Here is a 10,783-nt window from a genome sequence, read left to right on the forward strand (position 1 = left end):
GGAGGGCGGATAGACAGTGTTAACGACAGTGAAGGCTTGAAATCGCTGTTTCCGGCACGGACGCCGGAAACCCGGCCACGAGTCACGGATGACGATTTGGCCGGGTTCAGTGATTTCAACTGAACGGAGTTTACACTGTCTCCGCCCGTAACCTCGAAGCAACGGTTGTTTTACCTCCATAGCGGTTACCGGACTTCCTGGCCAGGTTTTGCAGCATAAAGCTCCTTGGTAGCGGAGAACCCTACCCACCCTTCTGTGGTTGAAGGAAGGCGTAGCCTCGGAGCAACGGTTGTTTCACCGGTGGAGCGGCATCCGCAGGTCAACGGTTGTATCACCATTACAGTGACAGTTACTAACCTATGCTTTAAAAAACTGCGCAATATAAGTTATAATTGTAGTGGAACTTTTTGACTGTGCATAACTGGAAAGGAGCAAAGCAATGGGACCCTATCAGACAAGCATCCCTGTTCATTATTACGAAATCAACAACCACCGGCAGGCATCGCCGGTAGCCATTTTAAATTATCTTGAAGAAGCTGCCATCAGGCATTCAGAATCTGTGGGCTGGGGTATAGAGAAACTGTTGGCAAACAGCCGGGGTTGGCTTTTGACCCGTTGGTCCTTACATATGCAAAAATACCCCCAATGGGGTGAAACAGTAAATATTGAGACATGGCCTTATAAGTTTGAACGGTTTTATGCTACCCGGGAATTCAGGATTAGTGACAGGGAGGGTAGAGTACTCGGAGCAGCCACCACACTCTGGGTTTTCTTTGATTTGCGCCGCAAGCGGCCGGTCAGGATACCGCCGGATATTTATGATGCATATGGTACAGGGGCGGAGAGGATGGTGGTAGATGAATTTGCCGATTTACCGGCCATAGATGAGCCGGACAGCAAACTGGAGTTCAGGGTGCGATTAAGCGATATTGATACCAACGATCATGTGAACAACACAAAATATGTTGAATGGCTGCTGGAAACGGTGCCGCTCTCTGTGCATAAGGGGTTTTTGCTTTCTTCCGTGGAAATAGCTTATAAGAAAGAAACCAGCTACGGTTCCACGGTATTATGCGGGATAAAAGAAACGGAAGCAGGAGAGAGGCAGACAACCTTTTTACATATCATTTTGGACAGGGACAGCGGGACAGAACTGGCCAGAGCCCGTACTGTATGGCAAAAAAGAAGTAAAATTTGACTTTTCTTTTCGTGAGGGAACCTAGGGCTATAAATCAGGAAAACCGGTGGAAGTCTTCAAGGGTAGCCCGAAAGCCCCCTGTTGCTCTTGCGGTGAGGAAGGCCCCTAAAACAATGCCGAGAATCTCCGGTCGCATGTATTGAACCAACTTGGCCTGGTGGAGCCCCAGGCTTCCTGAGACATCCCGGAGGAAGCAGGCAATACATACGCCCATATTGGCAGGATTCCCCAGTTTGACCAGGGTCAGTGCTTATTTATCACTTGCTGTTGCAAGAATTCTTCAGGATTCTGCTGTTAAACTACTTACATAAAAGAGAGCCGCAGGATTTCCGGAGCAGGGACTAAAATCATCCATCGGTCCGCGAACCGCAAAAGCGGGAGCGGTTAGCAATGGAGATTTCGTCCTTGAGCGGAGGAAACCTACGGCTCTCTTTAATATTTATTGTTTTACCGGTTTTATTAACACTTCTTCTTGTGCATCCACATATGCACATCATCCAGGGCTTCGCCGAAACGCTGGAAGTGGACAACTTCCCTTTCCCTCAGGAAGCGCAGCCCGTCGCGCAGGCACGGGTCATCGGTGAGATTGATCAGGTGTTCATAAGTAGCTCTGGCCTTTGCTTCGGCAGCCAGGTCTTCCTGCAGGTCGGCCACCGGGTCGCCTTTGGACTGTATATACTTGGCTGACCATGGGTTGCCGGCCGCGTCTATATAGAAAAGGGCGCGGTCATGGTCAGCATAGTAGGTATCCAGACCGGCCGCTTTTATTTCTTTTAACGGAGCATCCCGGAGCAGCTTGTATACCATGGTGGCCACCATTTCCATATGGGCCAGTTCTTCGGTACCTATGTCGGTAAGAACGGCCTGGGCTTTTCTGGTAGGCATGCTGTACCTTTGGGTCAGGTATCGGAGGGAAGCGGAAAGTTCGCCGTCGGGCCCGCCGTACTGGGTTATTATAGCCTTGGCCATTCTCGGGTCAGGTTTTCTGACGCGAATAGGGTACTCCAGTTTTCGTTCATATATCCACATTAATATTTAATACCTCCTTCTAGATTAATATTCAATTTCCCACGGCCATGGTTCTTCCACCCATTTCCAGGGGAATTGGGTTGGGGAAGTCCCATGCAGGGCTAAAGGACCGTAAAGCTGTTCATATTCTGCCTTCAGTTTCTGCAGCATACAGGTGTAACGGTTGTAGTCTTTCAAGGCTCTCATATCATAGGGGTGTGTATCCAGGAATAAACCAAGTTCAATAGTGGCAAATTCTACCATCATAATTTCTTCCAGCATTTGGACCCTTCTTTTGTCGTATCTATGCATAACTGCGCCTCCTTTCGGTTACCAGGGTTTTCTTTGGTAAGGGTCGTACAGTTCCTGAAAGATTGTGCCCTTGTGAAATCCCTCCGGTAAAGGGAAGAAACATCTGTACCTCTGGTACGGAACATACGCTTGACCGTATCTGATGACAGGCATATAAACGTCGTCGCGGTAAGGGTAGGCAGGCCATATATGACCGTAGTGATACATGAATATATCCCTCCTGCATGGAAATAGCTTTTTAATTACAATATGCAAAAAGGGAACGAAGTGCTAAAAGGGTTAAAATGCGCAAGTTTTTAAACACATAAATTTGCCAGCATTGCTGCAATTGCCGAGTGAAACACATAATTCCAAATATTCCGAAAATATGTTGTGAAAACGGGGCAGTTATGTTATAATTTACTAGGAATTTCACAGTGGGCAGTTATGTTGTTTGGGGTAAAGGGTTACCTGGAGGAAGGAAAACAGAAAATGGAGTTGATACGTTTTGGCAAAGGGAAGTTCAAGGGAAGGAATTTGGAATTCAGCAAATCCTTTCGTGCAGGAGGATGATATACGGGCCGGTAGCACATCGGTAGAAGAAGTCTTAAAGAGGCTATCTTGGGCAGCTATCAGTGTTCCTTCACCAAGTATTGATTCAAATGAGCTCAAAAAGTCCTTGGCTGGTTTGCAACCCGAACAACTCCTGAAAATAAGGGCTTCAGCAGCACTGCTGGAAAATCATCACAGGAGAATTTTGGAATACCTGCAGGTAATTTTAAGCATGGTTTATATAAATGGTTACCTGACGCCGGTACGGGTAAAATAAATATAAAAGTAGGCCAAATGTTTTATGATATTTTAACTAAAACGGGCGCATAGGCAGCTCGTTTTTTAACTTTAAGGAATTGTTTTAAAAGTAACAACTGCTAATTGAACTGCGCGAGTTGAGTTAAAAATTAACGAAGTGCCGGATAAAGGAATTTCGAAAAAGAAAGCGAATAAAAAAGGGACGAAGTAAGGGGTGGTAAAGTATGCTGGAAAAAATAAAAGAAAAATTTAAGAAAGACTTTTTTGCCCGGAGCCTGGGCATAGAAATAGTGGAAGCCTCTGTAGGTTACGGTAAAACAAGGCTTAAGGTGACCAGGGATATGCTGAACGGGGCGGGCATCACCCATGGGGCTGTGGTGTTTGCTATCGCGGATTTGGCTTTTGCCGTAGCCGCCAATACCCATGACAAAATAGCCCTGGGTTTAAATATGAACATAAGTTATGCCAAAACAACGAAAGAAGGAACAATTCTGACGGCTGAGGCCAGGGAGGACAGCCTGACCAACAGAACCGGAATTTACAGTATCATGATCCGGGACGAAACAGGGGATACCGTAGCTGTGGCGCAGGGAGTAGTTTACAGATTGCAGTATAAAGACAAGCAAAAGGATGGACAACAATGAGGGAAACTTTACCGAAAAGCTATGTCAGGAAATTAATGCGGGCGATAATAGAATTTGAACTTATTGAACCGAACGACAGAATATTAATCGGTTTATCGGGGGGCAAGGACAGCGCTTTTTTAGTTTATGCACTGGGAGTGCTACGCCGGCATTTTCCGTTCAAGTTTGATATTGGAGCTATTACCATAGACCTGGGTTTTACCGACAAATTCGACCGACAGCCCCTGGAAGATTTTTGCCGCCGGCTGGATGTACCGTTTTTTTTCGAAAAGACCCAAATTGCCGAAATTGCCTTTTCGCCCTCACAGCCAAACCCCTGCGCTGCCTGTGCATTTTTCAGAAAAGGTATAATCAGCGCCTGTGCCCGGGCGGAAGGGTTTAATAAGGTAGCTTTTGCCCATCACCTGGATGATGCAGTGGAGACATTTTTGATGAGCCAGCTTTTTTCCGGGCAGATAAGGACTTTTCTGCCGAAGACGCAGTGGGACCGCAGCGGCCTCGCCTTAATTAAACCATTGGTTTATTTAAGGGAAAAGGAGATCAAAGGAGCTTTGCGTTTTATCGGCTTTGAACCCATTCCCGGGGGTTGTCCGAGGGATAAGAAGACGAAACGGGAAACCACTAAGCAACTCATCAAATCCCTGGTCAAAGAGCACCCGCAGGTTTTTGAAAATTTGACAGCAGCCATGCGCCGACAGAATATAGCCGACCTGTGGCCGCCCGAACCGACAAAGAAAGAAATCTGGCAAAAAAGCCAGAAATTCTGGCAGCAGAAAAAGGCTAACCGTTAAAAGAAAGGACCTGCATTGCCGGTATGCAACTGCCGGTAATGCAGGTCCTTTACATTATCCCAGACTAAATTCTGCGGCTAACTGTTTAAAGGCAGGCAGAGAATTCAGGATAATTTGTTTGTCAATGCAGTAAGAAATGCGGAAATACCCCGGTTTTCCGAAACCGCTTCCGGGCACGAGGAGAATGTTATGTTTCTGGGCTGCCTTTATAAAAGCAATGTCATCGGGTATGGGTGATTTGGGAAAAAGGTAAAATGCGCCCTGCGGTTTAACCATTTCAAAGCCGAGAGCAGTGAGATTTTCGTAGAGGATATTTCTTTTTTCCTCATAATCGGCGATATCTACCCTTTCCCTTTGCAGTTTAGTAACCAGTCGCTGCATCAGGGCCGGTGCGTTGACAAACCCCAGGATACGGTTAGCAAAAGTCATTCCTTCCATAACCAGGTCAACCTTCGGCACCTTCGGGCTCACTGCCAGGTAACCGATCCTTTCGCCGGGTAAGGCCAGGTCTTTACTGTGTGAAGTTACAATAATACTTTTCCTGATGTATTTAAAGACGTTTGGCACCTTAATGCCATCGTAACAGATTTTGGCATATGGTTCATCGGAAATCACGTAAATATCAATGCCCAATTCTTCTTCTTTCGCGCTGAGGACTTGATCCAGCGCCGACAGGGATTCTTCCGGATAAATAACTCCGGTGGGGTTGTTAGGGGAATTAATGATTATAGCTTTCGTTTTTGCCGTGACAGCCTGGGCTATGGCCTCGGTATCGATTTGGAAGTTTTCCAGGGTAGAAACCTCTTTACATACCCCTCCATGGTTATCAACATAAAACTTGTATTCGACAAAATAGGGACTCAGGATAATTACTTCATCGCCGGGATCCAGGAGAGTTTTTAAAACCACGTTTAAAGCCCCGCCAGCGCCAACGGTCATAACCACATGGTTTTCATTAACGGGCAGGCCCGATTCTTCTGCCAGGACATCGGCAACAGCTTTTCTGACTTCAGGATAGCCAGCGTTACTCATGTAACGGTGCATCCCGGGTATGGGGTTGTCGGCCAGCCTTTTTAATTCTTCCTTGAAGACGGCAGGCGGTTCTACATTGGGGTTACCCAGCGTAAAATCATAGACTTTTTCCGGGCCATATATTTTTCTTAAACGTTCACCCTCTTCAAACATGGCCCTGATCCAGGAGGCTCTTTTCAGGTTTTCTTCAATCTTATTGGAAATTCCCATAGCCAAAACTCCTTTTCTCTATAGGTTTGTTGCTTGGTATATTATAGCATAATATAAGCTTTTTCCATATAGTTTGTTTAATATGAAGGAGGAAATACCTGCCACACGTAGTACCTTTAAAAACAAAGAATTCAACTTTCGCACTGTTATGAAACAAAAGTTGCCATTTAGTGTTGTTTACCATTACAGGGCGCTGCAAATGATTTTTAAAATGGCAAAAATAAAATGCGAAGTTGAGACAAAGAATATATCGGGAGGAGGAAACAAGATGAAATCTCATACGGAATATCTGGAGTTTAATACCACTAAACGCAGGGAGTATATTAACATCACCGGAAAGGTTAAGGAGATCCTCGGCCGCAGCGGCATCCGGGAAGGGATGGCACTGGTTTCCGCTATGCATATTACGGCCGGTGTTTATGTTAACGATGCCGAAGAAGGGATAATTCAGGATATAGATAACATGTTAGAGGAAATAGCTCCATTTGGTCCCGATTACCTGCACCACCGAACCGGTGAAGATAATGGTGATGCCCATTTAAAGAGTATTTTGGTGCACCACCAGGTGATTGTGCCGGTAACAAACGGCAGATTGGATTTAGGACCGTGGCAGGAAATCTACTACGCGGAGTTTGACGGACGCCGAAGAAAACGGGTGGTCGTTAAAATTATAGGGGAATAAAAGACAAAAATTAAAACCGGTAAGGAGGTTCTATTTTGTTAAAAAGGATATTAAAAAGAATGCTCAAATATCTTTTGGTAATAGCTGTTATTGCATTTTTGGGGTTATTGGCCGGATTCTATTCGGCGCCGTTTTTGCCCGGGCTGAGTAATTAGTGCCATATTAAAGTCAGAAATGGTGGAAGGGGCATGATTTGCAGGCTGCCTACCATTACCATAAAGGACAGGACATAGTGTTCCCTGCATCGGGTAACACTATGTTTATGTGGAAAAGGTTTATTATTTACGGGACAATCGGATTGGTTATGGAGTTTTTCTGGACAGGTATGGGCGCGCTATTGGCAGGCGACTGGCGGTTAAAGACTTACAGTTCCCTGTGGATGTTCCTGATTTATGGTTCGGGCGTATTTCTGGAATTTGTGCATGACCGGATCAGGAATTGGCCGTGGTTGATCCGGGGGGTATTCTGGACTGCCATTATCTTTGCTGCGGAATACTTGTCCGGTTGGTTTCTCCGCAGTATATTCGGGGTGGCCCCCTGGACATATACAAACCGGTATGCTATTGACGGCCTGATCAGGCTTGACTATGCTCCGGTTTGGTTTTTTATGGGGCTCTTTTTTGAAAAACTACATGATTACCTGGTTTATGAAAAACCTCTTTTTCCAAAGCTTTAGTGGTTAGTGCCTGGCAGCCGGCAAGTTTATCATTTTTTTCTCTAAGCATCCTCATTACATTCATTTCAGTGTAATCATTGATTAGACGCCGGCTGCCGGGCACGATTACTTTTTCTTTGGCTTACCGGCGCCAACAGGCTCCACAAAAGTTTCTTTGTATTCTAACCGGTATGGTTTGGGCTTTTGGCCGTTAGCGCCACTATTATAAATTTTCTTTTCTTTTTTCACTTCTTTTCCTCCCTGGTTTTTAGCTTGTTATGGCTGTAAATTTCAAAAATATTTTTTCAGTGATAAGGTTGACGTTACATTAATAATGTTGCCCATAAGTCAGCATTTAATGGCTGCAAAAAAATGGCATGTTTTTACATTGTCAAATAACCTCGAAAAGAAGGAAAATTTGAAAGAAAAGTATAATTACTACTAGTAATCTTTGCTTAATAAAGTTACCGGAGGCCAATATGATGGCTGTAAAAGATGAAAACCCGCCAAATTACTTAAGCCTGCCCAAATTGAGGCAGGATTGGCTATTGATTTTAGTTTTCGTACTAGTGGCCGGAATTCTGATAGTAGGTTGGTTACCCAGGATATTTTACTTTGACATGGACCAGAGCGTCTTTCTGACCCTGCACATAGTTCTTATGTTGTTTAGCGTGGTCGTAAGCTGCACTGTTTTTGTTGCCGCCTGGTATGATTTTAAACAAACCAGGAGCTTGCGGGAGCTGGTATTATGCCTTACATTTTTTATGGTGGGCCTAATCGATGTTGCCCATACGCTTTCTTATCATGGCATGCCGAATTTCCTCACGGAAAATTCGTTAAATAAATCAACTCTCTACTGGGTGCTGTCCAGGTCAGTTGAATCTCTTGGTTTACTAACCGCTGTAGTTATAAACCCCATACGTAAAAGCAAACTTAATCCCGGCTATTTTCTGGCCGGGGCGGCGGTCTTTACATTAGTAATTATAATCAGTATAGGGTACTATCATCCCAAATACCCGGCCATGTTTATACCGGGAGAAGGCCAGACCTGGCTGAAGGTATTTCTGGATTATCTGGTAATTGTTTTAAAAGGCATAGCCCTTTACCATCTAATAAGACTGGGTAGGAAGTATTCGGCCGATTATTACCTGCAGGCGGCCCTGATTTTCGGGATATTTAGTGAAGCGGCTTTTACTTTATACGCCTCTGCCTATGATACATACAACGTCCTGGGCCATGTTTACAAAATTTTTGAATTTGCTTACATTATGCGGGCCTTATTTATATTGTCCGTGGTGAGGCTTTATCAGACCAATACCGTGCTCCATAATCAGAAACGCCAGATGGCCGAAATAAATCTGCAGTTAGAAAAAGCGAACAGGTTGAAAAATGAGTTTCTGGCCAATACAAGTCACGAATTAAGAACCCCTTTGACCGCTATCATTGCTTTTACAGAGCTTTTATTGGACGAAGAAACGGGCCCTTTAAACAATAGGCAGCGTGATTATATTAACGAGATAAACGAGAGCAGTCAGCAACTGCTCAATTATATAAATAATCTTTTGGACATGGCGAAAATTGAAGCCGGAAAATTTGAGGTGCACCGTGAGGCGGTAAGCATATCAGACCTTTGTAGCAGTGTTCTTCGGAAAACCGAACCCATCTTTAAATTAAAAAAACAGCAGGTTATCATAGATGTGGAGGATAACATACCGCCTGTCTACGTCGATCCGCCGAAAATGATGCAAGTTTTGATTAACCTGCTGAGCAACGCCCACAAATTTACTCCTGAGGATGGACGTATTGAGTTACGGGCCAGGATGAATGACCGGCGGGACCAGGTAATTGTAAGTGTATCGGATAACGGAGTGGGGATTTCCAGTGAAAACCTGGAGCTGATTTTTGAAAAGTTTCGGCAGGTTAATAACAGGCCTGAGCCGCTATACCAGGGTACCGGGCTGGGGCTGGCTCTGGTCAAGCATATAGTAGAAATGCACGGCGGTCAGGTAAAAGTGGAAAGTATACTGGGTCAGGGAAGCACCTTTTACTTTTCCATTCCATTGATTGGGGGAGAGAAAAGTGAATAATCATAAAGTTTTGGTTGTTGATGATGAACCTAAAATTTTGAAGATCCTTGAACATACTCTGAAAAAAGAGAGATTCCAGGTTATTACGGCGCAAAACGGCATGGAGGCAGTGGAATTGGCAGCCAAAGTATCGCCGGATTTGGTTTTACTGGACTTGATGCTGCCCGATATTGACGGGTTTGAAGTGTGCAGAAGAATAAAAAGCCGGTCAGACATACCGATCATTGTTTTATCAGCAAAAGATGATGAAGTTGACAAAATAGTCGGGTTTAAATTAGGGATAGATGATTACCAGACCAAGCCTTTCAGCCCTACCGAACTTGTGCTTAGAATCAGGGCCGTATTAAGAAGGAGCAAGGGTTGTAAAGAAGCTGCCAATGATGGAATTCTCACCTACAAAGATATAGAAATAAACCAGCGAACCAGGCAGGTCAGGGTCTATGGGCGAAATGTCAACCTGACAGTTAAGGAATTCGATTTACTGTGGCTTCTGGCTTCTTACCCCAACCAGGTATTTTCCAGAATGCAGTTGCTGGAGAAAATATGGGACAGCAGTTACTACGGTGATGAGAATACGGTAACAGTTCATATTCGGAGACTGCGTGAGAAAATTGAAAATGACCCTGCCGATCCTGAATTTATTAAAACTATTTGGGGTATTGGTTATAAATTTGAAGCAGAGCAGTAGTATCTATTGTTAACGTTAAGAAAAAGTAATAATCTTGAAAATTAATTTATTTGTAATAATTGCGAAACGATTTCGTAAGGGTTCTAATTTATTATATTTTATAGGAGGTGGACAACAATGGTTTTGGCAATGCCAAGAAACAAGCATGGTAAAACTCCGGAAATCAGTCTGAATAGGGTACTTCGTACCGTAACTATTGACGGAACAGAAATTCAGTTAACATTCAAGGAATTTGAAATTCTAAATTTCCTGGCCAGTCACCCTTACGAAGTATTTTCCAGATATGAAATTATGGAAAACATATGGAAGGAACGTTCCACCATGGATGCATCGAGGGTATGTGTCCATGTGACCAGGCTTCGTAAAAAAATTCAGGGGGATCCTTATAAACCCCAGTTTATCAAAACTATCTGGGGTGTGGGTTATTATTTTGATCCGGAAGGTTAAAAAAGGAAGGAGAGGGTAATCCTCTCCTTTCTGATTGAAGACAAAGTTTCTCCGCTCCAATATTTCCAAGTCAGTCTATTGAAGGGGTGGGTGGGCTCTCCGTTACCACGGAGCTTTATGCTGGAGAATGGCGGCAGGGTAGGAGGGTGTCTCCGCTACCCGGGAGCTTGGTGCTGCAAACCCTTGCCGTTCAGGCAGCGTTCCCGAACTCGATGGCTTATATTGCAGTTTCGGCGGAAG

At 44.5% G+C, this 10,783-nt stretch carries 14 protein-coding genes and 1 pseudogene; 9 read left to right on the forward strand and 6 right to left on the reverse strand.

The genetic code is table 11. The annotated features are described in order from the left end of the window. The first annotated feature begins 439 nt into the window (after window positions 1-439). The gene (locus Tfer_RS15315) at window positions 440-1,198 is read left to right on the forward strand and encodes an acyl-[acyl-carrier-protein] thioesterase (protein ID WP_052219147.1); all 759 of its coding nucleotides are present in this window, start codon (window positions 440-442) and stop codon (window positions 1,196-1,198) included. Between the two features lie 64 nt (window positions 1,199-1,262). Here the strand turns inward: Tfer_RS15315 and Tfer_RS17015 are convergent. The 4 genes and pseudogenes from Tfer_RS17015 to Tfer_RS17340 form a co-directional block, all read right to left on the reverse strand. Continuing rightward, window positions 1,263-1,445, reverse strand: a pseudogene (locus tag Tfer_RS17015) (YedE family putative selenium transporter); the annotation flags it as partial. Between the two features lie 212 nt (window positions 1,446-1,657). Then, complete coding sequence (locus tag Tfer_RS15325) at window positions 1,658-2,227, reverse strand: manganese catalase family protein (RefSeq protein ID WP_013121230.1); 570 nt, start codon at window positions 2,225-2,227, stop codon at window positions 1,658-1,660. A 24-nt stretch (window positions 2,228-2,251) separates the two neighbouring features. Next, the gene (locus tag Tfer_RS15330) at window positions 2,252-2,518 is read right to left on the reverse strand and encodes a spore coat protein CotJB (RefSeq protein ID WP_052219149.1); all 267 of its coding nucleotides are present in this window, start codon (window positions 2,516-2,518) and stop codon (window positions 2,252-2,254) included. 18 nt (window positions 2,519-2,536) lie between these two features. Further along, entirely contained in the window at window positions 2,537-2,725 is a 189-nt protein-coding gene (locus tag Tfer_RS17340) for a spore coat associated protein CotJA (RefSeq protein ID WP_052219150.1), read from the reverse strand. A 280-nt stretch (window positions 2,726-3,005) separates the two neighbouring features. Here Tfer_RS17340 and Tfer_RS15340 point away from each other — a divergent pair, with 280 nt between their 5' ends. The 3 genes from Tfer_RS15340 to Tfer_RS15350 all read left to right on the forward strand — a co-directional run bounded on the left by Tfer_RS15340 (window position 3,006) and on the right by Tfer_RS15350 (window position 4,742). Next, a complete protein-coding gene (locus tag Tfer_RS15340) occupies window positions 3,006-3,326 on the forward strand; it encodes a hypothetical protein (RefSeq protein ID WP_052219151.1) in 321 nt (106 codons plus the stop codon). Between the two features lie 205 nt (window positions 3,327-3,531). After that, a complete protein-coding gene (locus tag Tfer_RS15345; RefSeq protein ID WP_052219152.1) occupies window positions 3,532-3,951 on the forward strand; it encodes a PaaI family thioesterase in 420 nt (139 codons plus the stop codon). Further along, a complete protein-coding gene (locus tag Tfer_RS15350; RefSeq protein ID WP_052219153.1) occupies window positions 3,948-4,742 on the forward strand; it encodes a tRNA 2-thiocytidine biosynthesis TtcA family protein in 795 nt (264 codons plus the stop codon). The genes Tfer_RS15345 and Tfer_RS15350 overlap by 4 nt, the downstream gene beginning before the upstream one ends. 54 nt (window positions 4,743-4,796) lie before the next feature. On the opposite strand, the gene Tfer_RS15355 is transcribed toward Tfer_RS15350, so the two are convergent. After that, window positions 4,797-5,984, reverse strand: a complete 1,188-nt coding sequence (locus tag Tfer_RS15355; RefSeq protein WP_052219154.1) for a pyridoxal phosphate-dependent aminotransferase — start codon at window positions 5,982-5,984, stop codon at window positions 4,797-4,799. A gap of 268 nt (window positions 5,985-6,252) precedes the next feature. Between Tfer_RS15355 and Tfer_RS15360 the strand changes: the two genes are divergently transcribed. Beyond that, window positions 6,253-6,666: a secondary thiamine-phosphate synthase enzyme YjbQ gene (locus tag Tfer_RS15360; protein ID WP_013121223.1), complete on the forward strand. Its 414-nt coding sequence runs from the start codon at window positions 6,253-6,255 to the stop codon at window positions 6,664-6,666. A gap of 193 nt (window positions 6,667-6,859) precedes the next feature. Beyond that, the gene (locus Tfer_RS15365) at window positions 6,860-7,342 is read left to right on the forward strand and encodes a putative ABC transporter permease (protein ID WP_083436986.1); all 483 of its coding nucleotides are present in this window, start codon (window positions 6,860-6,862) and stop codon (window positions 7,340-7,342) included. Between the two features lie 105 nt (window positions 7,343-7,447). Here the strand turns inward: Tfer_RS15365 and Tfer_RS17200 are convergent, their stop codons facing one another. Next, window positions 7,448-7,570, reverse strand: a complete 123-nt coding sequence (locus tag Tfer_RS17200) for a hypothetical protein (RefSeq protein ID WP_282432078.1) — start codon at window positions 7,568-7,570, stop codon at window positions 7,448-7,450. A gap of 230 nt (window positions 7,571-7,800) precedes the next feature. Here Tfer_RS17200 and Tfer_RS15370 point away from each other — a divergent pair, with 230 nt between their 5' ends. From Tfer_RS15370 to Tfer_RS15380, 3 genes are all read left to right on the forward strand, one after another. Then, entirely contained in the window at window positions 7,801-9,408 is a 1,608-nt protein-coding gene (locus Tfer_RS15370) for a sensor histidine kinase (RefSeq protein WP_083436987.1), read from the forward strand. Beyond that, window positions 9,401-10,096, forward strand: a complete 696-nt coding sequence (locus tag Tfer_RS15375; RefSeq protein WP_013121220.1) for a response regulator transcription factor — start codon at window positions 9,401-9,403, stop codon at window positions 10,094-10,096. Before Tfer_RS15370 ends, Tfer_RS15375 begins: the two co-directional genes overlap by 8 nt. 117 nt (window positions 10,097-10,213) lie before the next feature. Next, entirely contained in the window at window positions 10,214-10,543 is a 330-nt protein-coding gene (locus Tfer_RS15380) for a winged helix-turn-helix domain-containing protein (protein ID WP_049771657.1), read from the forward strand. The last annotated feature ends 240 nt before the right edge of the window (window positions 10,544-10,783 follow it).

This window comes from Thermincola ferriacetica (assembly GCF_001263415.1).
GTDB classification, from domain to species: Bacteria; Bacillota; Thermincolia; order Thermincolales; family Thermincolaceae; genus Thermincola; species Thermincola ferriacetica.